Genomic DNA, 21,365 nt, shown 5'->3' with positions numbered 1-21,365 from the left:
TCGTAACGCAGCGACAAATCAGTCTCGCGGCGCTCCTTCTTGGTTACTGCAGGCAGCTTGGCAGGCAGTTTGGCCTGCATCTGGTTCCACGAGAGGTGTACACCGGCATAATATTTCAGATACCAGTTCAGTCCCGAAGCGATGTTTACCCACGAGTTACCGCGGATAACCACCTTATTGCCAGCCTGGTCGAGTTCAAAGAAATCCTTGTCGCTCTTTACCAGCTGTGTTTTAAACCTGGCCGAAGCGCCCTTGTCGATTCTTTCCAGCAAATCATCTACAGGATTTGCCCACATCTGTATAGACAGCAGAATTCCGATAATAGTTAGTAGTTTCCTCATATCACTTAATTAGTTTCATTTCCTTTGCTTTTGCCATTAACAATGCCATGAGCGGTTCACGCTCATTCTCCACCTTATTATCTAATACAGCATCCTTCAGGTACTGCTTGAGCACTCCTACCTCACGGCAGGGCTGCAGATGGAACATCTCCATAATCTCGTTACCATCAATCACAGGCTGCAACAGGCGCACGTAGTCCTTCTCCTTCAGGTCGGTCAACTTTTCGCGCACCATGCGGAAGTTCTCAAGGAACATCTTTTTGCGCACCTCATTCTTCGAGGTGATATCAGCCTCGCACAATGTCATCAGGTCCTCGATATCCTCGCCTGCATCGTTCATCAGTCGACGAACAGCCGAGTCGGTCACAATCTCATCGGCAATCACAATAGGACGCATGTGCATATCCACCAACTTCTGTACGTACTTCATCTTCATGTCGAGTGGCAACATGAGACGACGGAATATCTGGGGCACCATCTTGGCACCTATCATATTATGATTGTGGAAAGTCCAACCAATGGCCGCATCCCAACGTTTCGACTTGGTTTTACCCACATCGTGCAACAGGGCAGCCCAGCGCAGCCACAAGTTGTCGGAGTGCATAGCCACATTATCCAGCACCTCAAGGGTGTGGTAAAAGTTATTTTTGTGCGCACGCCCGTTCTTTTGCTCTACGATGTCGAGTGCCGACAGTTCGGGCAGGATGATATTGAGCAGACCGCAACGCTGCAAATCCACAAAACCACGCGATGGTGTTTTAGAAAGAATAATCTTATTGAGTTCGTCCTTGATACGCTCACCACTCACAATCTTGATTCTGTCGGCCATGCGCTCCAGGGCCACAAAAGTCTCCTCCTCAATCTGGAAGTTAAGCTGTGTGGCAAAACGGATGCATCGCATCATGCGCAAGGGATCGTCGCTAAAAGTGATGCCTGGCTCCAACGGGGTGGCAATGATACCATCCTCCAAGTCGGCCAAACCATTAAAAGGGTCGACCAGTTCACCAAAGTGCTCCTTGTTCAGACAGATGGCCATGGCATTGATAGTAAAGTCGCGACGGTTCTGATCGTCCTCCAACGTTCCGTTTTCTACAATAGGTTTACGGGAGTCGTGACTGTAACTCTCTTTGCGAGCTCCCACAAACTCCACCTCGTATTCGGTACCCTTCTGCCAGAATTTCACCTGGGCCGTACCAAAGTTCTTAAATACGCTAAGATGCGCTTTCTTTCCTACGATGCGCTTGAGTTCCTCGGCCACCTTGATGCCGCTGCCAACTACCACCACATCGATATCATTAGACGGACGTTCCAGGAATATGTCGCGTACATATCCGCCCACCACATAACACTCCAGACCCAATCGATCTGCAGCCTCGCTTATTTGGTGGAAGATGTCCTGATTTAATATCTCTGCTAATTCCTCGTCGCTATATAAATTCATTATATATACCTTTTTAGGTTGCAAAGATACGTTTTTTTTTCCTTTCCACCAATTATTTTAGCATTAATAAATAAAATAATCCTTGTTTGTCTTCTTTTTAATATTTTCTTTAATACTGCTGTATAACGGATCATATTTGGCATTAGGCTTATTTATGGTAAAGCCCTTTACCTTTATAATATAGTTCTCAACACTATCGGCCGACATCTGATCGAGATGCAACGACTCATTATAAAACGCCTCCATTTCCGGCAACGAATTTTGCGTCAACAGAGGTTTCTCTCCGTAGTAAGCAAGTCCAAGAAGCAGGACCGCAGCAACTATCAACAACAGCTTTTTCATTTGCGTATAGTTTTCTAAGTGGTGCAAAGATAAGTATTAATTTTCAAACCGCCAAACATTTTTTTGCAAAATTACGTATTTTGATATCAATTTGCCACTTTTATTTTGTCATATCAGCCAAAAACGCTACCTTTGCGCCAAGAATTCAGTTACATTGCCAATGGAACCAATAAACGACTTTTTCTCGCTGATGAGTTCATTCCTCTGGGGATGGCCTATGATAGTGCTGCTGCTTGGTACACACCTGTTCCTAACATTCAGACTACGCATACCGCAGCGCAAACTGTTTACAGGCATCAAACTCTCTGTAAAGAAGGACTCCAAGGCCGAAGGCGACGTGAGTCAGTTCGGGGCTTTAGCCACCGCGCTGGCAGCCACCATTGGTACAGGTAACATTGTAGGTGTGGCCACAGCCGTAGCCCTGGGTGGACCTGGTGCTGTACTGTGGTGCTGGTTGACTGGTATCTTCGGCATATCGACGAAATATGCCGAGGGACTGCTAGCCGTAAAATACCGTGTTAAAACAGCCGACGGTAGAATGCTTGGCGGTCCGATGTACGCCTTGGAGCGTGGTTTGGGCATGAAGTGGTTAGGCATTTTGTTTGCCATTTTTACAGCATTGGCCTCGTTTGGTATCGGCTGCACGGTGCAAGCCAACTCGATAGCCCTGCTGGCACACGAAACCTTCGGTGTACCTGCCTGGATTATAGGTTTAACCGTTTGTCTGCTCACCGCTCTGGTTATCTTAGGCGGTGTAAAAGCCATCGCCAAGGTGTGCACAGTATTGGTACCTTTCATGGCACTACTATATGTACTGGGCTGTATCGCCATACTGTGCATTAACAACAGCTACGTGTGGCCTGCCATCCAACTGATTATCAATTCGGCATTCAACCCATCGGCAGCAGGTGGCGGATTTGTGGGAGCCACGGTGATGATGGCCGCCCGCTATGGTATTGCCCGCGGTTTGTTCAGCAACGAGAGTGGACTGGGTAGCGCCCCCATTGTGGCAGCAGCCGCCCAGACACGCAACCCCGTGCGCCAGGCCTTAGTGTCGAGTACTGCCACCTTCTGGGACACCGTTGTTATCTGTGCACTCACAGGCTTGGTATTGGTAAGCAGCATTCTGGCCTACCCCGACATTACCTATGCCGATGGCGCAGCACTTACCAAAGTGGCCTTCTCGAAAATCCCCTATGTGGGTGCCCCCTTGTTGGCATTCGGTATTCTGACATTTGCCTTCAGCACCATTATTGGTTGGAGCTACTATGGTGAAAGTGCCGTGAACTATCTGGAAGGTCATCGCACCAACCGTTTCTACCGCATTCTGTTTATCGTGTCGCTCTTCTTCGGTTCTATCATCAATCTGGACATCATCTGGAATATTGCCGACTGCATGAACGCGCTGATGGCTATACCCAACCTGATAGCCCTGCTACTGCTAAGCGGTGTGGCTGCCCAGGAAACCAAGAAATACCTGTGGAGCAACCGTCTGGACGATGAGATGGAAGAAGTGAAAGATAAAATATAAGGTGACAATCTATTAATAATTAAACAAGGTATGAGAAAAAACATTTTAATGCTAGCCGTAGCTATGATTGCGGCAATGTGTTTAACTATGTCGTGCGGAAACAAAGCCCAGAAACAGGACGAAACGCAGGCTGGACAAGTGAACAACTTCCGCATTAAGCGCGGTACCAACATCAGTCATTGGCTGTCGCAGAGTGAGCAGCGTGGCGAGGCCCGTCGCTTGCACATTCAGGAGGACGACTTTGCACGTCTGGAGGAGTTAGGATTCGACTTTGTACGTATTCCCATCGACGAGGTACAGTTCTGGGACGAGGACGGCAAGCAGTTGCCCGAGGCTTGGGGATTGCTGAACAACGCACTCGACTGGGCAAAGAAGCACAACCTGCGCGCCATTGTGGATCTGCATATTATCCGCTCGCACTACTTTAACGCAGCAAACGAGGACGATAAGGCTGCTAACACCCTGTTTACATCAGAAGAGTCGCAGCAGGGACTGATTAACCTGTGGAAGCAGCTGTCGGACACCTTGAAGAACCGCAGCAACGACTGGGTGGCTTACGAGTTTATGAACGAGCCTGTAGCACCCGAGCACGAGCAGTGGAACCAGCTGGTAGCCAAGGTACACAAGGCCCTGCGCGAACTGGAGCCACAGCGTACACTGGTAATTGGTAGTAACATGTGGCAGGGACACGAGACCATGAAGTACCTGAAGGTGCCCGAGGGCGACAAGAATATCATCCTGAGTTTCCACTACTACAACCCAATGATTCTGACACACTACGGTGCTTGGTGGACACCACTGGGTAAGTATCAGGGCAAGGTGAACTATCCTGGCGTACTGGTATCGAAGGAGGATTACGAGGCTGCTCCTGCAGAGATCAAGGATCAGCTGAAGCCTTATACCGAGCAGGTTTGGGATATCAACACCATCCGCGCACAGTTTAAGGATGCCATCGAGGCTGCCAAGAAGTACGACCTGCAGCTGTTCTGTGGCGAGTGGGGTGTTTACGAGCCAGTGGACCGTGAGTTGGCTTACAACTGGACACGCGACATGCTGACCGTATTCGACGAGTATAACATTGCCTGGACAACCTGGTGCTACGATGCCGACTTTGGTTTCTGGGATCAGCAGCGCCACACCTTCAAGGACCGTCCATTGGTTGAATTGCTGATGAGTGGCAAAAAACTGGGAGACGAATGAAGAAAGTAATACTGCCTTTATTGGCGATACTGATATTAACGGCTTGTGGCGAGACGAAGACCCGACAGGAAATCAATCGCCGCAAGGCTGCTTTGGTTGAAAAACAGGAAACCGAGTTGAAGAAAACGCAGGCCGAATTATGGAAGACCGACAGCTTGCTGCAGTTAACCAATCAAAAATTGGATGCGTTGACCAAGGAGGTAGAGGCGCACAAGCAGGCGCTGAAGGCTACACCCGAGGAGCTGACCGCCCTGACACAACTGCGCATAAAACGCGATTCCATCCGTACTCAATACGAAGCCTTGGGGCTGAAAATTAGGTACATACACAAGAAACAAAATAAAGAGTGAATAGTGATAAGTGAATAGTGAATAGTGGAAGGCTGTTAGTGTATACATTGTTAATAAATGTAGAAGAAAAAGCAACTTTTCACTATTCACTATTCGTTATTCACTAAAAATTGCTACCTTTGCACCCGATATGACCCAATTTGAAAAGACAAACGCTCAGTTTGAGCAGGCTCTGGCAGAATGCAGAGCACTGTTCGAGAAGAAGCTGCACGACTACAAAGCGTCGTGGCGCATCCTGCGTCCCACGGCATTAACCGACCAGTTGTTTATCAAAGCCAAGCGCATCCGCTCGCTCGAGATCAAGAAAGAATCGCTGGTGGGCGAAGGCATACGTCCGGAGTTTATCGCACTGATTAACTACGGCATTGTAGGTCTTATCCAGCTGGCTAAGGGATTTGCTGATACGGTTGACATCAGCAACAGCGAGGCCATGGCGCTCTACGACGAGCATGCCAAGGAGGCCCTGGAACTGATGAAGCGTAAGAACCACGACTACGACGAGGCGTGGCGCGGCATGAGGGTTAGTAGCTATACCGACCTGATTCTGACAAAAATTGAACGTATTAAGGAGATCGAGAACTTGCAGGGCGAGACACTCGTGAGCGAGGGCATCGATGCCAACTATATGGATATCATTAACTACGCGGTCTTTGGAGTAATTAAATTATCGGAGGACGACGCTAACGCCACAGCATGAAGAAAGCTGCCGTTAACATCTGCCGAATAGTGCTGGCACTGACGTTTATCTTCTCAGGATTCGTCAAAGCCGTTGACCCACTGGGTACACAGTACAAGATACAGGACTACCTGGTGGCAATCGGATTAGGGCGCATGATGCCCGACTTTACCACGCTGGCCTCATCGGTACTGTTGGCAGCCACCGAATTCTTCTTAGGCATCTGCTTGCTGTTTGCCATCAGGCGTCGCATTGTGTCGAAGCTGGTGCTGGCCATCATGGTCGTAATGACACCGCTCACACTCTGGCTGGCCTTGAGCAACCCTATCAGCGATTGCGGTTGTTTTGGCGACGCGCTGGTGCTTACCAACTGGCAAACGCTGTGGAAGAACGTGATACTGCTGGGCGCAGCCATCGTGGTATGGAAATGGCCATTGGAGCAGGCACGACTCATCAGTCAGAGCAATCAGTGGATAGTGATGAACTACAGCCTAGTGTTCATTCTGCTGTTTATCTCGGGCAAGAGTCTGTACACCCTACCCCAGTTCGATTTCCGTCCCTACCACATTGGAGCCGACATACGCGAGGGTTGGACAAAGATGATGGAAGGCGAGGATTCGCCCTACACCGATTTGTTTATCGAGCAGGTGAGCGATGGCGAGGACCTGACGGAGCAGATACTTACCGACGAGGGATACACCTTCCTGTTGGTTGCCCCGCATCTGGAACAGGCCGACGACTCACGATTGGACGAGATTAACCAGATGTACGAGTACAGTCTGGATAACGGATATCCGTTCTACTGTCTGACAGCCAGTGGCGAGAAAGCCATCGAGAGCTGGCGCGACCTGACAGGTGCTGAATACGCCTTCTGCCAGACCGACGACATCACACTGAAAACGATGATTCGCTCGAACCCTGGACTACTGTTGCTCAAGGATGGTAAGGTGATACGCAAGTGGAGCCACAACAACCTGCCCACCGAGGAGGAGTTGACCACCAAGCTTGAAGACAGCGAATTAGGCCAGTTGCCCACCGAGACCGTAACCACCAAGATACTGTGGGTATTAACGTGGTTTGTACTACCGCTGGTACTCCTGACGATTGCCGACCGCCTCTGGGCTTGGACCAAGTGGGTGAGACGAGAGAAGGATACGGTGGATAGTGACAGTGAATAGTGATTAGTGAATAGTTTTTTTACATTATAAAATTTAGTAGAATTATGAGAAAGAAAATTGTAGCAGGAAACTGGAAGATGAACATGAATCTCCAGGATGGTATCGCTCTTGCAAAGGAGCTGAACGAGACTCTGAAGGCTGACAAGCCAAACTGTGGTGTAGTAATCTGCACTCCATTCATCCACCTCGCATCTATCGCACAGTTCCTCGACCAGGACATCATTGGTCTGGGCGCTGAGAACTGCGCTGACAAGGAGAAGGGTGCTTTCACTGGTGAGGTTAGCGCCGAGATGGTAAAGAGCACAGGTGCTCAGTACGTTATCCTGGGTCACTCAGAGCGTCGTGAGTACTACAAGGAGACTCCAGAGATCCTGAAGGAGAAGGTGCTTCTGGCTCAGAAGAACGATCTGAAGGTTATCTTCTGTATCGGTGAGAGCCTGGAGGAGCGCGAGGCTGGCAAGCAGAACGAGGTAGTTAAGGCCGAGCTCGAGGGTTCAGTATTCAACCTCTCTGAGGAGGACTTCCGTAAGATCGTTATCGCCTACGAGCCAATCTGGGCTATCGGTACCGGTAAGACCGCTACTGCTGAGCAGGCTGAGGAGATTCACGCTTACATCCGTTCAATCATCGCCGAGAAGTACGGTCAGGCTGTAGCCGACGACACTACTATCCTTTACGGTGGTAGCTGCAAGGCTAGCAACGCTCCTGAGCTGTTTGCTAAGCCCGACATCGATGGTGGTCTGATTGGTGGTGCTTCGCTGAAGGCTGCCGACTTCAAGGGTATTATCGACGCTTGGAAGAAGTAATCGCAGTGAAACGATTAATGACTATAATGACGCTTTGCATCGGCTGCTTTATGGTGGCCGATGCTCAGTCGTCGTTTACCCAGAGGCTGCAACAGAGCAAGAACGGCGAGGGCAAGATAACCCTTACACAGACTAAGGCCATCGACGAGCTGGTTAACGGTCCGGCTACTACTGCAGCTACCACAGGTACTATACCTGTCCCTCCCAAGAACACTCAGAAACAAACAGAGAAGAAAGAAAACAATACTGCTACAAACACAAATCAGGATAAGGAAACAAAGCCGAAGGTACAGCCCGTAGTGGTTGAACACAACGACACCGTGAGTCTTGACAACCCCGAGGAAATCCAGAAAAAGATTATGAAGGGAACCAAGGTGCCAGGCTATCGCGTACAGGTGTATGCAGGCGGCAACTCACGTAACGACCGTATCAAGGCCGAAAGAATAGGCAGCGAAATCAAGGGCTTGTTCCCCGGTGTACCTGTCTATGTGCATTTCTACTCACCACGATGGATTTGCCGCATGGGCAACTATCGTACCTACGAGGAGGCACACGAGGTGCTGGAGCGTGTAAAGCGCAACGGCTACCAATCGGCCATCATCGTAAAAGGAAAAATCACCGTACAATATCAATAATGAATATAGAGATTAAGGAATACGACAACGAGAAATATCGCGATGGAATCGAGGAATTAGCCGACCACTACGAGAAGATACTCGGCCTTTTGGGCGAGGATCCTACCCGTGAGGGTTTGGAAAAGACCCCTATGCGCGTGGCCAAAGCCATGCAGGTGCTTACCAAAGGCTACACAATGGATGCCCACAAGATTCTGACCGATGCCCTGTTTAAGGAGGACTACAACCAGATGGTGATTGTGAAGGACATCGACTTTTTCTCGCTGTGCGAACACCACATGCTGCCATTCTACGGCAAGGCACACGTGGCTTATATCCCTAACGGCTACATCACAGGCTTGTCGAAGATTGCCCGCGTGGTGGATATCTTCGCCCACCGTCTGCAGGTTCAGGAGCGCATGACGCAGCAGATTAAAGACTGCATTGAGCAAACCCTGCACCCCTTAGGCGTGATGGTTGTGATCGAGGCCAAGCACATGTGCATGCAGATGCGCGGTGTGGAGAAACAGAATAGCATAACTACAACAAGCGACTTCAGCGGTGCCTTTAATCAGGCCAAGACCCGCCAGGAGTTTATGAACCTCATACACAATAATCAAATCTAAAACAAAAAAGGTATGTATCAAGCTGACATCGACAACAACACCAATTACCGAACCAACGAGTCGTTTACACAGGAGTTTACCCGCAGCTGTCTGGGCCGCATACTCATCTTCGGTGTCATTATTCTGGTAGGAATGCTGGTAGCTTACTTTACCGCTCCACGATAGGAAGACATGAACGAGGAGATGACCGATAACCTGATGCAGTGCCTGGAGGTTAACGACGGCATCAAGGGCGATGTAGTGGATGACTATGTGCACAACTTGACATTTATCTTTACCACTGCCGATACAACAGTGATACCTCAGGACGATCTGCAGACTTACCACAAATACAATCGTCTGGTATCCTATCGTCATACGTTCTACTCAACCTCTTACCTCCACAACAACATGCACCCCGAGGGTACTCGCGTTGGTGTAGGTATATTCGGTATCATCATCCCAACGGTATTCTTCGAGGACATCCTGCTGGAGGTTGGCACGATTCACAAAGGCTACGAGCAACGCCTGAATCAGCCAGAGGTTAAAGAGCCCGAGGAGGTAGATCTGGGACAGACGCCCGAAATCACCGAGTTCCATTACAAGGGCAACGAGGACGACTAACGCCCCTGTATTTACTACGAACTAATTATTATCAATTATATGAAAACCAATATTGTACTGAGCATCGCCCTGATGCTCTGCGCCTCAACAAATATGCAGGCACAGAATCATGCTGAAAGCAAGCATGAGAACATTGTTACAAACATGATCGACAACCCCATGCTGTGGGCCGATGTACCCGACCCCGACATCATCCGCGTGGGCGATACCTTCTATCTGGTATCTACCACCATGCACCTGATGCCTGGCGCACCTATCATGAAGTCGAAGGACCTGAAGAACTGGGAGACCGTGGGTTACATCTTCGATAAACTGACCGACTCGCCCAAGTACGACCTCTCGCCTACCGAGGGTACGGTTTACGGACGCGGACAGTGGGCCACATCGCTCAAGTATCATAAGGGTAAGTTCTATGCGCTTCTGGCGCCAAACGAGGCTGGTGCCATGGGCGATACCTATATTTTCACAGCCGACAAGGCCGAGGGGCCTTGGAAGCAAGTTTCACGTATGCGCCACTTCCACGACTGTTCGCTGTTCTTCGATGATGACGACCGTGTGTACGTAGTATATGGTACAGGCGAGATGATGGAGTTGAAACAGGACCTCTCGGACGTGATTGAGGGCACCCACCGACAGATTTTTAAGCGCGAGGCCGACGAGACCGGACTGCTTGAGGGTTCGCGTATGATTAAGCATAACGGTAAGTATTACCTGCTGATGATTTCGCATGTGTATGCCCCCGGCCGCCATCGCCGCGAGGTGTGCTACCGTGCCGACAACATCCAGGGTCCTTACGAGAAGGCTACCATCCTGCAGTCGGAGTTCGGCGGCTTTTCTTATGAGGCACAGGGTACCATTGTTGATACCCAGGATGGCGACTGGTATGGCATCATCTTCCAGGATCGTGGCGGTGTGGGACGTGTGCTCACAGTGATGCCCTGCCGCTGGATTGACGGTTGGCCTATGCTGGGCGACGAGGAAGGCCGTGTGCCCGATCGCGTTCGCGCCCTGAAGAATGGCGAACCCGAGACAGCTATCGTAAAGGCCGACGATTTCTCGAAAGATAAGTTAGGTTTGCACTGGCAGTGGAACCACAACCCTGTGGATAAGGCCTGGAGCCTGACCGAGCGCCCAGGTTTCCTGCGACTGAAGACAGCACGCGTAGTACCCAACCTGTATCTGGCCCCCAACACACTGACTCAGCGTATGGAAGGCCCCAAGTGTACAGGCGCCGTAGTCCTCGACCTCTCGAAGATGAAGGATGGCGACGTAGCCGGACTGGCAGCATTCAACGACCACTCGGCCGTGATGGCAGTGAAAAAGGTGAGCAAGAAACTCACCCTCGAACTGAGCGACCAGCAGGTACGATTGAGTCAGCGCGAAAAGAAGGTTGAGAACGTAGAGGTGAAGGTAATTGAAACTGTAGCACTGCAACAACTGAAACAGCAGAAGCTGTGGCTGCGTATCGATGCCAACTTTGTGCCTCGTACCGATATCGCTACATTCTCGTACAGTCTAGACGGTAAGGAGTGGACCAAGATTGGTGGCGAGTTCCGCATGGGCTTCGACTGGCAGCGATTCTTTATGGGCACAAAATTCGGTATCTTTAACTATGCCACCAAGAAAGTGGGCGGATACGTAGATGTTGACGAGTTTACATACAACAAACATCAATAATAACTATGAACAGAATTACAGTAGCCATTCTTGCCTTGCTGGCACCAATTGCTATGTGTGCACAAGGTGTAAAGATTGAGTTCTTTACACCTTCTGTTGTACATGTGGTAAAATACCCAGGGCAGCCAGTAACACCCGAGAGCAAGGTGATTATTGCCAAGCCTCAGGAAGTAAAGCTTACCCGCAAGGGCAGCACCACATCGAGTAGCCAACTGAGTGTAAAGCTGGACGAGAAGACCGGCTGCATCACTTTTACTGATGCCAAAGGAAAGGTGCTGCTACGCGAAAAGTCGCACACGTTTGCACCGCTTAACCAGACTTTTACGCTTGATAAAGGCGAGGCCATCTATGGTTTGGGAACTATCCAGAACGGCAAGATGAATCGTCGTGGCGAGCACAAACGCATGGAACAGAGCAATCTGGAAGACTTTCAGAACGTGATTCAGAGCATCAAAGGCTGGGGCCTGTATTGGGATAACTACGCCCCCACCCAGTTCGACGATGATGCACGCGGCATGTCGCTTACCTCTGAGGCAGGCGATGTGATCGACTACTACTTTATGTATGGCGGTTCGGCCGATGGCGTGATTGCACAGATGCGCCACCTGAGCGGTGACGTGCCCATGTTCCCATTGTGGACATATGGCTTCTGGCAGTCGAAGGAGCGATACAAGACCGCAGCCGAAACCGAGAGCATTGTTGATAAGTACCGCGAACTGCAGGTGCCCCTGGATGGTATTATCCAGGACTGGCAGTACTGGGGCTCTAACTACCTGTGGAATGCCATGGACTTCCTGTCGGAGGATTTTGCCAAGGGCCCACAGCTGATTAAGAACGTACACCAGAAGCATGCCCACTTTATGATCAGTATCTGGGCCAGCTTCGGCCCGATGACTCAGCAGTTCCGCGAGCTGGATGCCAAGGGCTTGCTGCTGCCCATCGAGACATGGCCACAGAGCGGTATCTCGCATGTATGGCCTCCCATCATGGAGTATCCTTCGGGCGTAAAGGTATACGATGCTTTCAGTCCCGAGGCCCGCGCCATCTACTGGAAATACCTGAAGAAGCTGTACGATTACGGCACCGATGCCTGGTGGATGGACTCTACCGATCCCGACTTCTTCAACCCCAAGGAGAGCGACTACAACACGAGCCTCCCCCTATCCCCCTCCAAATGGAAGGGGAAAACCTCAGTAACCTGGCGCGAGTTGCGTAATCTTTTCCCATTGGAAACAGTAAGAGGCGTATATGAGGCACAGCGACAAGCTCCCCTCCCTTTGGAGGGGTCGGGGGAGGCTAAGCGCGTGTTCATCATGACACGCTCGGCCTTTGCCGGTCAGCAGCACTACGGCTCAAACATGTGGAGTGGCGATGTAGCCTCGTCGTGGGAGATGCTGCGCAATCAGATACCATGCGGACTGAGTTTCACCCTCACCGGTAACCCCAACTTCAACACCGATATCGGCGGTTTCTTCTGCGGTTCGTACAACACCAAGGGCGCAGGTTCAGCACCCAAGAACCCACAGTTCCAGGAACTCTACGTGCGCTGGATGCAGTACGGCCTGTTCTGTCCTGTGTTCCGCAGTCATGGAGCCGATGCCCCTCGCGAGATATGGCAGTTTGGCAAGAAAGGCGAGCCCGTTTACGATGCTATCGAAAAGCAGATTAATCTGCGCTATCGCCTTATACCTTATTTATATAGTATAGCCTCGCAGGTAACCAGCAACAACGATAGCTACATGCGCCCCCTATTCAGCGACTTTGCCGCCGACAAGAAGGTGTGGGACATGACCGATGAGTTTATGTTTGGTCGTAGCATCCTGGCAGCTCCCATCGTAGAGGCCCAGTACACACAGGAAAAGATTGTCAAGGAAGATGCCATGACTGGCTGGAACCGTAAGGAGGTGACAGCAGAAAGCGGACAGCAGACAGTTGACTGGAACGCTACTAAGACCGCTACCAAGTACCTGCCAAAGGGTGCCAACTGGTACGACTTCTGGACAGGCAAGCTGTATAAGGGCGGACAGAACGTGGCGCTTACTACCCGATTCGATCAGGTACCTATGTTTGTACGTGCCGGTAGCATTGTGCCATTGGGGCCTGTGATGCAGTACGTAGGCGAGAAGCCATGGGACAACCTCGAGATACGCATCTACCCAGGTGCCGATGCCGAGTTCTCGCTGTACGAGGACGAGGGTGATGGTTACAATTACGAGCAGGGTTACTACTCTAACATCATCTTTACCTGGACCGACCGCACCCGCACACTGCACATCAGTGCCCGCCAAGGTGGTTACAAGGGCATGCTGCTCGACCGCAAGTTTACATTGGTTCTGCCCGATGGCACCACAAAGACCATCGATTACAACGGCAATCAAGTAACAGTCAAGTTATAAATCGAGAACACGAAACGGAAAAAACAAAAAGAGAGAGACCCGAAAGTCTCTCTCTTTTCTGTGATCCGTTTGGGGCTCGAACCCAAGACCCCAACATTAAAAGTGTTGTGCTCTACCAACTGAGCTAACGGATCAACCTTGGTATGACGGATGCTTTCTTACGAAAGCGGGTGCAAAGGTACGAAGTTTTTCCGAATTAACCAAATTTATTCGGAAGATTTTTCGTTATCACCCTCATTTTCTGTATCTTTTGTCACATATTGCTCGTAATACGCAATTAAAAGTGTGGTTAACGGCAGGGCGATAATCAGTCCGATAAAGCCCAGCAGCGCGCCCCAAACCGAGAGCGAGAGCAGCAGGATGGCAGGGTTCAGTCCCATGGCCTTACCCATCACCTTAGGCGTTACAATCATGTCGCATATCAGCTGCACCACGATGAACACCAGCAGGGCCAACGCCAGGATTCCCCAGAAGTTCTGCCCCGTATCGGCCGACTTGAGCAGTGCCAGCAGCACCGTAGGTATCAGCGCAAAGGTGTGCAGATATGGCACCAGGTCCATAATACCTATCATGATACCCAGACCGATGGCCATGGGGAAATCGATAATCGTAAAGCCTATGCAGAACAGGATACCCATGATGAGCGCCACCGTGCCCTGTCCGCGCACGTAGTTGTTAAGCGCCTGTCCGGCATCCTTACCAAGTGCCTGCCAGAAGGGACGGCTCTTCTTGGGGAAGATGCGAATCCAGTTGTCCGTCAGGTACTCGTAATCCAGCAGGATAAAGAACATATATAATAAGGTAATAAGCGAGGCAACGATACCGATGATAACCGTGGCCGTTTGTCCCAGCACGTTAAACAGTCCGGGCAGCACTGTCTTCAGACTATCGGTAAACGTAGCACTCTTAAAGAACTTTTCAATCTCGCGGCTGTTCTGGTTTATCCACAGCTGTATGGCTCCAGGAATATCCTTGATGTGCGCCTCCTTCTGGATGTAGTCGGAAGCCAGACTGCCCAACTTCTCGAACTGCTCAATCATAGGCGGTATAATCAGGTAGATAACACCAGCCATGAGGGCAATCAACAGCACCAGCGTGATAACAATGCTCAATGCCCTGTTGCCCACATGCATTTTGTACTGCACGAACTTAACCGCAGGATAAAGCAGATAGGCCAGCAGCCAAGCCACAAAGAATGGCAACAGCACACTGCTCAGGTAGTTTACCAGCAGCAGAATGCCTATCACCAACAGGCCGGCACCCACCCAGCGTACCAGCTGATCAAGCGTGATTGTCTTTTCTTTCATTTTCCTCTTTTATTGCTTTTTGATAACACTCGCGGCACAGGGGCTCGTACTCGGTAGTCTCGCCCAGCAGCACGCGCTGGTCGCTCTCCACCTTACGGTGACTCACGTAAGCCAGATTACCACACTTTACGCAGATGGCATGCACCTTGGTAACATCGTCGGCAATGGCGCACAGAGCAGGCATGGGTCCGAAGGGCACGCCCTTGTAGTCCATATCCAGTCCGGCCACAATCACACGCACACCGCGGTTGGCCAGCTCGTTGCACACATCTACGATACCCATGTCGAAGAACTGGGCCTCGTCGATACCCACCACGTCGATATCGCTCGACAGCAGCAGGATACTACCCGGCGAGTCGATGGGTGTACTCTGGATGTGTTTCTGATCATGACTCACCACATCCTCTTCCGAGTATCTCACGTCGATAGCCGGCTTGAAAATCTCCACCTTCTGACGGGCAAACTGCGCTCTGCGCATTCGCCTGATCAGCTCTTCAGTCTTGCCCGAGAACATCGAGCCGCACACTACTTCAATTCTTCCAGGTCGGTGTGCCTCGCCTGTTAAGTTTTCTATCATATGGTTGCAAAATTACAAAATACCTTTTAAAAATTGCAAAGATTTGCGTGTTTTTTTGTCTATTCCGTCAATTTGCCTTATATTTGCCCCTTGTTATGGGTATATTATACATCGTACCGACTCCAGTTGGGAATATGGAAGACATGACTTTCCGAGCCATCCGTATCCTGAAAGAAGTGGATCTGGTGCTGGCAGAAGACACTCGCACATCGAGCAAACTGCTGAAGCATTACGAGATTCACAACCAGCTGATGTCGCACCACAAGTTTAACGAACACGGAACGTCGGCCTCGGTCGTAGCCCGATTGCAGGCAGGCGAGAACGTAGCACTGATAAGCGATGCTGGCACACCAGGCATTAGCGACCCGGGATTCTTCCTGGTGCGCGAGGCCGTGCGCGCAGGCATCGAAGTACAATGTTTGCCAGGTGCCACAGCCTTTGTGCCCGCCCTGGTGGCCAGCGGATTGCCTTGCGACCGCTTTGCATTCGAGGGATTCCTGCCACAGAAGAAGGGGCGCCAGACCAAGATAGAATCGCTGAAGGACGAGCAGCGCACCATGATATTCTACGAGAGTCCCTACCGCGTGGTAAAAACGCTGCAGCAGTTTGCCGAGGCCTACGGTCCCGAGCGCCAGGTAAGCGTGTGCCGCGAGATATCCAAGATACACGAGGAGAGTGTACGTGGCTCGCTGGAAGAGGTGATAGCCCATTTCAAGGAGCACGAGCCCAAGGGTGAGATTGTAATCATCCTGGCAGGAAACGATCATAAAGAACAATCAAATAAACAAAAGTAATTATGAGAAAGTTATTTATCTTTGCCCTGTGCCTTACCGCACTGGCAAGTTGTAATGAGGGCGCCAAGAAAACTGAGAACGCAGCCCGCGCCGAGCGCGACTCGCTGAACCAGGTGATTGCCCAGAAGGACGACGAGATTAACGACATGATGACCACCTTAATCGACATTGAGGACGGATTTCGTGAGATTACCGACGCTCAGAACCGTGTTACCCTGGCCAAGCAGGGCGAGGGTACCAACAGTAAGCAGCGTATAGCCGAGAACTTCCAGTACATCCAGTCGATGATGCAGCAGAACAAGGATCTGATTGCCAAGTTGCAGCAGCAGGCCCGCGAGAGCTCGATCAAGGGCGACAAGCTGAAGAAGATTATCGCCAGCCTGCAGGAGCAGATGGAGAAGAAGGACTTGCAGATAGCCGAGATGCAGGCCCAGCTGGACCTGAAAGATATCCACATCAACGAGCTTAACAACGAGATCAACACCATGCAGGACGACGCTCGCGCCATGAAGAGCGAGAACGACGCTCAGGCTCAGAAACTGCAGGAGCAGGACAAGCAGCTTAACACTGCCTGGTTTGTTTTCGGTACTAAGGACGAACTGAAGAAGCAGCAGATTCTGACCAAGGACGGCTTGTTCAGCAAGAGCAAGATTCTGCAGGGCAACTTCAACCGCGAGTACTTCACCAAGATTGATATCCGCGTGGATCGCGACATCAAGCTGTACAGCAAGGATGCCAAGGTACTCACCTCGCACCCCGCCAGCTCGTACCGCTTAACCGCCGATGCCAACAAGCAGCTCATCCTGCGCATCAACGATCCTATCGCTTTCTGGAGCACCAGCAAGTATCTGGTAATCCAGGTTAAGTAATACTACACTCGCTAATCAGGTTGCGAAAGGCATTCACATCAGCCGGATGCAACTTTACTACGGGCGCAATGGTCATCATGGCCGATGCGCCCATATTTTTTTCCATCTGTTTAAACTCCCGATACTTGGCCAGCACCTGTTGACGCTCATTCTCACCCAACGGGGGTAGCATGCCCGACTCGCGCATCAGGAAACGCACCTTGGCCGTTACCGACAGTTCGGCATGCAGACGCACGTAACAGATGATATCGAAATAAACCAATGGCGGAAACGAAGCCTTGACCGACTCGAGGAAAGCGCCTGTCGAGGTATTTATCAACTGCCCGTCGCGGATACTCTGGAACAGCTGTATCTGCTCGTCGAGCCCCCTGTCGAGCCAACGGTGAATCATATCCACATCGTAGAAGTAGGTCCATGCCAGCAGGCCACCCATCACGGCCAGCACGCACACAAACTGCGTGACAGGATTGAAATGCAGATGGTTATGACACACGTGTGCAACAACGGCAGCCACCAGCAGCAGGATGGTCATCACCACATCGAACGGCCTTACTTCCAGTCGCGAACGCCACCGCTCCGTTTGTCGCACCACCAGCACCAAGCCAGCAGCCACCACGGCACTGCAACCAATGTGCACAAGTGCCACCTCCAACCCACGGAACAGCATGGTGCCCAAGCCAGCATCCTGCCCCAGTACCAGATAGAAAAGGTTTTCGAGAATAGAGAACCCGCCACCCACAGCAGCACCGCAGATAACGCTATCGATAAAGAACACCATACGCTTGCGCCATGCCAGCACCAGCAGCGGCACGGCTTTCACCGCCTCTTCAGTCACTGGATGCACGCCGTCGGGTAGCCAGTCAGCAAGCCAGCTGAACAAGCCGAAACACACCAATGCCGTAAGCATGCCACCCACCACCAACTGCAGTAGCCTACGCATGTTTACAAGTGCAAAATTATCAATCTTGTAAACTACCAGTATATATATTATAATAGGTAATAGCGAAGCTACAAACTGCATTTATAGTAATTTTAAGGATATCATTAACTCGTTGCCATGCCTGCCGCCAGCAAAACCCTCGGGGGCAAACAGATGTCCGAAACCTACCGAGAGTGTCGTCTTCAGATAGTTCACAAACACCAGTTCGGTACTCAGCTGTATGCCTGTGCTGTAATACATCTGATGTTTCGTACCGGGATTCCAGGCCGACAGACCTGTACCGAAGAGCGAGCACTGTATCCACGTGGGATAGCAGAACAGGGCGCCGAAGTTGTTCATTCGAATGGGGCGCAGGTTCAGTTCGGCAGTGGCCTTGGCATACGAGTGTGCCTGTATGGCATCGATGTCGGCACCAGGCATGGCCAGCGCTGTACGGTACTGGAAGGCATCGCGGTTATCAACACGGTTATTGCGGAATCCGCCCAGATAGGTATTGCCGAACACCGATTGGGCATCGCCGAAGTTATGGCCTGCAGCCGTACGCAACCAGAAAGATGTGTTACGGTCGAACGGCAGCAACGTACCGAAATCGCCAGTGCCCTCAATGGATGGATAGAATGTGCCGCCAGCCAGATAGCCATAGCCGTTGATGCTGAGCTGGTAGCCCTGCTCGTCCATCACCCCGCCGAGCGACTTGCGCAGTTTGGATACTTTGCCGTAGAGTGCTGCTGTCTGCAGCGATTTCACGTCGTTCACTGCTATCTCCTGATACATGGGCAGTGCATCCATGTCGCCATAGGCATCCACCGAGAATCCCCACTCGCGGGTGTAGGGTGCTATCAGATTATTACTGTAGTCGTACTGGATGCCCACGTTATAGCCCTTACGGCTGGTACGCCTCGGACCGAACAGATCGTAAAAGTCGGTGTGGTTCCAAGCCGCCCTGAGTTTCCAGAAGTAGTACTGCCACTCCAGGTCGGCATGCAACCGGTTTTTCCAGGGGTTGTGGCTCCATGGCGATACGCCCAGCGAGAGCCTGATACTGCTCAGTCCCACGGGATCGTTCACCGCCAATCGGTAACCCAGCACCGGTGTGACATGATTCCAACTGTCGGCATCGGTAAAGCCTGAGATGGTGGGATAAGCCCCTGCAAAGCGCATCTCCTTGAGCACATGGTAGGGGGTGATATGGTTGTAGACATCGCCAAACTCGATTCTGGGCAGTGAGTCGTGCAGCAAGCCCACCTGTTCGAGCGCTTCGCGGTTCTGTTCGTAGGCAGCCTGCCCGTACAGCTTTATGGCATTGGCATCGGTCACCACCTGGCGGTCGAGTGTTACCGGTCGCATACCGTCGCGCTCAAACTGCAGCGCCAGTAACCGTCCGGGCTGTATTTCGATCGGTGCAAACATACCTATGCTGGCATTGGTAAGCATCTCCATCTGCCGGGTGGCTATGTTTATCTGCCAGAGGTTCGACACACCGGTATAGTAGCTACTGCCCACCAGATACTGATCGTCGAGCGAAAAGCGGAACTGTCCCAGATTGGCATCGCGCCACGTCACCAGTTCTACCGGTTTGTAAATGGCCTGCTCAAACTCCTGGAGGTTAAACAGCAACAGGGTGTGTTCGCCGTTGTTGCCCTGTCGGGTCATCGACAGCCATGTGCCATCGTGACTCACATCAACATCAAACACGCTCACGCCAAACGGAAATGCATAGATGGGCTCGGTATTCTCCAAGTCGCTATCCAACCGCACGACGGTTTGCGTGCCGGCATTCGAAAGCAGTCCATACAGGCAGTCGTGTGTGTTATCATACACGATGTTGTTGATACGCTGGAACTTCTTGCGTTTCACCACGCGGTTCTGCTGCAGGTCGTACACCTCCAGTCCGCGCCATTTGCCGTTGTTGGTGGTATAGATAACGCGCTGATGGCGGGTGTCGAGCGCCACGAAGGCAGGATCGTAGAGTGTGGGGCCATTCAGGTTGTGCAGTTTTCGCAGCTCGCCTGTGGCCATGTCGATTTCAGCGATTTGAGCCAACTTACCTGGGGTATTAAGGGCGGTGTAGGCTTTATTGCTCACAGAGTCGTACACCAGCGGCGCTACCGAGCCCAGCGGCTTGGGTGTGACGGGCGTTGTGGGTGTAACGGGATACTGCCGGATGGTAGCTAGATTGGCCTGCTGATGGCGTTGCTCGTCCAGCTTCCAGTCGTCCCACACCTTGCGCAGCGACTGACCGTAGATTTTCTTAAACTGACTACCGAAGAACGTGCGACTATCGGCCGTGCGATTGTAAAAGGCAATCAGTTTGTCGTAACCGTAGTTTTTAGTGAGATAGTTCACAAATCGCGTACCATACAGATAGGCGTTGGCGCCCACCTGGAAGTCCATCGTAGAACCTTCGGTTTCGAGTCCCACCACCGAGAACAACTTTTCGTTGTCGGCAATGATACTGCGAAAGTACATCTCGTCGTAGCCACCGAGTGCACGGCCTAGTCCTCCGCCAAGCCAAGTCTCCATAAAACAGGCGATACCCTCGTGATACCAGCGTGGTGCATACCAGCGCGGCACGCACAGATAGCTCCACAGGGCGGAAATGGGCTGGGTATTATCGGTACACACCTTCGTACCAAACAAACTGCGCCAGTGCTTGTCGCGCAGATTGTATTTATCGGTCATCACGGTGTGGGTGTACTCATGCTTAAACAGCTGACGGTATCGCTCGCCCGACGGCGCCACATAGTACGACATGTTGAACGGTGCCATACCAATCTGTATCAACGATCGTGGCAGCGGGGTTACACCACCGTTACCATCGTCTTCCCAGTCGGTCAGCAACAGCAGTGGTGGTTCGGGCTGATATACCGAGTCGGTGGTCCATATCTGCTGATGTAACGCCTTGCCCAACTGAAAGTTGCGCATCATGTGAGGCATGTAGCGCGACAGGTTCTTATCGAAGAACACCAGTGTAGCTTCGTCGGTACGATACTGGAAATAAGTCTGATTCTGCCCCTGAGTGAACATCGGGAGCAGAATCAGTATCAACAAAACAATACGTTTAAACATACTCTGATTGTACACCGTATTGCTTGTT

General features: G+C 51.4%; 19 protein-coding genes, 1 tRNA gene and 2 pseudogenes. 14 read left to right on the top strand and 8 right to left on the bottom strand.

Translation table 11 applies throughout. The annotated features are described in order from the left end of the window. Positions 1-39 precede the first annotated feature (39 nt). A complete protein-coding gene (locus BLU97_RS16445) occupies positions 40-111 on the top strand; it encodes a hypothetical protein (RefSeq protein WP_410543912.1) in 72 nt (23 codons plus the stop codon). Here the strand turns inward: BLU97_RS16445 and BLU97_RS16440 are convergent. From BLU97_RS16440 to BLU97_RS08095, 3 genes and pseudogenes are all read right to left on the bottom strand, one after another. After that, positions 108-296 (bottom strand): annotated as a pseudogene (locus BLU97_RS16440) (alpha-N-acetylglucosaminidase N-terminal domain-containing protein); the annotation flags it as partial. The gene BLU97_RS16445 and the pseudogene BLU97_RS16440 sit on opposite strands and share 4 nt — an antisense overlap. A 46-nt stretch (positions 297-342) precedes the next feature. Further along, on the bottom strand, positions 343-1,782 hold the full coding sequence (locus tag BLU97_RS08100) for an HD domain-containing protein (protein ID WP_074761046.1): 1,440 nt from the start codon (positions 1,780-1,782) through the stop codon (positions 343-345). A 63-nt stretch (positions 1,783-1,845) separates the two neighbouring features. Then, positions 1,846-2,124 (bottom strand): hypothetical protein, encoded by a 279-nt coding sequence (locus tag BLU97_RS08095; protein WP_013063461.1) that lies wholly within the window; start codon positions 2,122-2,124, stop codon positions 1,846-1,848. A gap of 160 nt (positions 2,125-2,284) precedes the next feature. On the opposite strand from BLU97_RS08095, the gene BLU97_RS08090 reads away from it, so the two are divergent. From BLU97_RS08090 to BLU97_RS08040, 11 genes and pseudogenes are all read left to right on the top strand, one after another. Then, positions 2,285-3,655, top strand: coding sequence for an alanine/glycine:cation symporter family protein (locus BLU97_RS08090; RefSeq protein ID WP_074761045.1), 1,371 nt, complete (start codon positions 2,285-2,287; stop codon positions 3,653-3,655). Between the two features lie 30 nt (positions 3,656-3,685). Then, positions 3,686-4,855, top strand: coding sequence for a glycoside hydrolase family 5 protein (locus BLU97_RS08085; protein ID WP_074761044.1), 1,170 nt, complete (start codon positions 3,686-3,688; stop codon positions 4,853-4,855). Then, on the top strand, positions 4,852-5,205 hold the full coding sequence (locus tag BLU97_RS08080) for a hypothetical protein (RefSeq protein ID WP_074761043.1): 354 nt from the start codon (positions 4,852-4,854) through the stop codon (positions 5,203-5,205). Before BLU97_RS08085 ends, BLU97_RS08080 begins: the two co-directional genes overlap by 4 nt. 130 nt (positions 5,206-5,335) lie before the next feature. Then, positions 5,336-5,902, top strand: a complete 567-nt coding sequence (locus BLU97_RS08075) for a DUF1599 domain-containing protein (protein WP_074761042.1) — start codon at positions 5,336-5,338, stop codon at positions 5,900-5,902. Next, positions 5,899-7,865, top strand: a pseudogene (tpiA, locus tag BLU97_RS16435) (triose-phosphate isomerase). The gene BLU97_RS08075 and the pseudogene tpiA overlap by 4 nt, the downstream one beginning before the upstream one ends. A gap of 17 nt (positions 7,866-7,882) precedes the next feature. After that, positions 7,883-8,500 carry an SPOR domain-containing protein gene (locus BLU97_RS08060; RefSeq protein ID WP_139208941.1) on the top strand — a complete coding sequence of 206 codons (618 nt, stop codon included), beginning with the start codon at positions 7,883-7,885 and terminating at the stop codon, positions 8,498-8,500. Further along, positions 8,500-9,105: a GTP cyclohydrolase I FolE gene (folE, locus tag BLU97_RS08055; protein WP_013063830.1), complete on the top strand. Its 606-nt coding sequence runs from the start codon at positions 8,500-8,502 to the stop codon at positions 9,103-9,105. The genes BLU97_RS08060 and folE overlap by 1 nt, the downstream gene beginning before the upstream one ends. 12 nt (positions 9,106-9,117) lie before the next feature. After that, complete coding sequence (locus BLU97_RS16050) at positions 9,118-9,270, top strand: hypothetical protein (protein WP_175456339.1); 153 nt, start codon at positions 9,118-9,120, stop codon at positions 9,268-9,270. Between the two features lie 6 nt (positions 9,271-9,276). Further along, on the top strand, positions 9,277-9,708 hold the full coding sequence (locus BLU97_RS08050; RefSeq protein WP_074761040.1) for a hypothetical protein: 432 nt from the start codon (positions 9,277-9,279) through the stop codon (positions 9,706-9,708). A 39-nt stretch (positions 9,709-9,747) separates the two neighbouring features. After that, positions 9,748-11,385 carry a glycoside hydrolase 43 family protein gene (locus tag BLU97_RS08045; protein WP_081352926.1) on the top strand — a complete coding sequence of 546 codons (1,638 nt, stop codon included), beginning with the start codon at positions 9,748-9,750 and terminating at the stop codon, positions 11,383-11,385. 5 nt (positions 11,386-11,390) lie between these two features. Next, positions 11,391-13,781 carry a TIM-barrel domain-containing protein gene (locus BLU97_RS08040; RefSeq protein ID WP_074761039.1) on the top strand — a complete coding sequence of 797 codons (2,391 nt, stop codon included), beginning with the start codon at positions 11,391-11,393 and terminating at the stop codon, positions 13,779-13,781. Between the two features lie 61 nt (positions 13,782-13,842). Here BLU97_RS08040 and BLU97_RS08035 read toward each other — a convergent pair. The 3 genes from BLU97_RS08035 to BLU97_RS08025 all read right to left on the bottom strand — a co-directional run bounded on the left by BLU97_RS08035 (position 13,843) and on the right by BLU97_RS08025 (position 15,665). Then, positions 13,843-13,915: transfer RNA gene (locus tag BLU97_RS08035), tRNA-Lys, on the bottom strand. 72 nt (positions 13,916-13,987) lie between these two features. Continuing rightward, positions 13,988-15,088 carry an AI-2E family transporter gene (locus BLU97_RS08030; protein WP_074761038.1) on the bottom strand — a complete coding sequence of 367 codons (1,101 nt, stop codon included), beginning with the start codon at positions 15,086-15,088 and terminating at the stop codon, positions 13,988-13,990. Next, positions 15,063-15,665, bottom strand: coding sequence for a thymidine kinase (locus BLU97_RS08025; RefSeq protein ID WP_074761037.1), 603 nt, complete (start codon positions 15,663-15,665; stop codon positions 15,063-15,065). Before BLU97_RS08025 ends, BLU97_RS08030 begins: the two co-directional genes overlap by 26 nt. A gap of 95 nt (positions 15,666-15,760) precedes the next feature. Between BLU97_RS08025 and rsmI the strand changes: the two genes are divergently transcribed. Together rsmI and BLU97_RS08015 are read left to right on the top strand one after the other, a co-directional pair. Then, positions 15,761-16,459 (top strand): 16S rRNA (cytidine(1402)-2'-O)-methyltransferase, encoded by a 699-nt coding sequence (gene rsmI, locus BLU97_RS08020; RefSeq protein ID WP_074761036.1) that lies wholly within the window; start codon positions 15,761-15,763, stop codon positions 16,457-16,459. Between the two features lie 2 nt (positions 16,460-16,461). Beyond that, entirely contained in the window at positions 16,462-17,328 is an 867-nt protein-coding gene (locus BLU97_RS08015; RefSeq protein ID WP_074761035.1) for a coiled-coil domain-containing protein, read from the top strand. On the opposite strand, the gene BLU97_RS08010 is transcribed toward BLU97_RS08015, so the two are convergent. Together BLU97_RS08010 and BLU97_RS08005 are read right to left on the bottom strand one after the other, a co-directional pair. Next, a complete protein-coding gene (locus BLU97_RS08010) occupies positions 17,321-18,268 on the bottom strand; it encodes a PrsW family glutamic-type intramembrane protease (RefSeq protein WP_175456338.1) in 948 nt (315 codons plus the stop codon). The two genes, BLU97_RS08015 and BLU97_RS08010, sit on opposite strands and share 8 nt — an antisense overlap. Before the next feature lie 81 nt (positions 18,269-18,349). After that, positions 18,350-21,337, bottom strand: a complete 2,988-nt coding sequence (locus BLU97_RS08005) for a hypothetical protein (protein ID WP_139208939.1) — start codon at positions 21,335-21,337, stop codon at positions 18,350-18,352. Between the last annotated feature and the right edge of the window lie 28 nt (positions 21,338-21,365).

The organism is Xylanibacter ruminicola (assembly GCF_900107775.1).
GTDB lineage: Bacteria > Bacteroidota > Bacteroidia > Bacteroidales > Bacteroidaceae > Prevotella > Prevotella ruminicola_C.
Note: the sequence above shows the minus strand (reverse complement) of the source record. Positions and strands in the feature narration are given on the sequence as shown.

Bases quoted from the DNA above. Each gene is read 5' to 3' on its own strand.
- BLU97_RS08100 (WP_074761046.1), bottom strand. From the start codon at position 1,782: ATGAATTTATATAGCGACGAGGAATTAGCAGAGATATTAAATCAGGAC.
- BLU97_RS08095 (WP_013063461.1), bottom strand. From the start codon at position 2,124: ATGAAAAAGCTGTTGTTGATAGTTGCTGCGGTCCTGCTTCTTGGACTT.
- BLU97_RS08090 (WP_074761045.1), top strand. From the start codon at position 2,285: ATGGAACCAATAAACGACTTTTTCTCGCTGATGAGTTCATTCCTCTGG.
- BLU97_RS08085 (WP_074761044.1), top strand. From the start codon at position 3,686: ATGAGAAAAAACATTTTAATGCTAGCCGTAGCTATGATTGCGGCAATG.
- BLU97_RS08080 (WP_074761043.1), top strand. From the start codon at position 4,852: ATGAAGAAAGTAATACTGCCTTTATTGGCGATACTGATATTAACGGCT.
- BLU97_RS08075 (WP_074761042.1), top strand. From the start codon at position 5,336: ATGACCCAATTTGAAAAGACAAACGCTCAGTTTGAGCAGGCTCTGGCA.
- BLU97_RS08060 (WP_139208941.1), top strand. From the start codon at position 7,883: ATGACTATAATGACGCTTTGCATCGGCTGCTTTATGGTGGCCGATGCT.
- folE (WP_013063830.1), top strand. From the start codon at position 8,500: ATGAATATAGAGATTAAGGAATACGACAACGAGAAATATCGCGATGGA.
- BLU97_RS16050 (WP_175456339.1), top strand. From the start codon at position 9,118: ATGTATCAAGCTGACATCGACAACAACACCAATTACCGAACCAACGAG.
- BLU97_RS08050 (WP_074761040.1), top strand. From the start codon at position 9,277: ATGAACGAGGAGATGACCGATAACCTGATGCAGTGCCTGGAGGTTAAC.
- BLU97_RS08045 (WP_081352926.1), top strand. From the start codon at position 9,748: ATGAAAACCAATATTGTACTGAGCATCGCCCTGATGCTCTGCGCCTCA.
- BLU97_RS08040 (WP_074761039.1), top strand. From the start codon at position 11,391: ATGAACAGAATTACAGTAGCCATTCTTGCCTTGCTGGCACCAATTGCT.
- BLU97_RS08030 (WP_074761038.1), bottom strand. From the start codon at position 15,088: ATGAAAGAAAAGACAATCACGCTTGATCAGCTGGTACGCTGGGTGGGT.
- BLU97_RS08025 (WP_074761037.1), bottom strand. From the start codon at position 15,665: ATGATAGAAAACTTAACAGGCGAGGCACACCGACCTGGAAGAATTGAA.
- rsmI (WP_074761036.1), top strand. From the start codon at position 15,761: ATGGGTATATTATACATCGTACCGACTCCAGTTGGGAATATGGAAGAC.
- BLU97_RS08015 (WP_074761035.1), top strand. From the start codon at position 16,462: ATGAGAAAGTTATTTATCTTTGCCCTGTGCCTTACCGCACTGGCAAGT.
- BLU97_RS08010 (WP_175456338.1), bottom strand. From the start codon at position 18,268: ATGCGTAGGCTACTGCAGTTGGTGGTGGGTGGCATGCTTACGGCATTG.
- BLU97_RS08005 (WP_139208939.1), bottom strand. From the start codon at position 21,337: ATGTTTAAACGTATTGTTTTGTTGATACTGATTCTGCTCCCGATGTTC.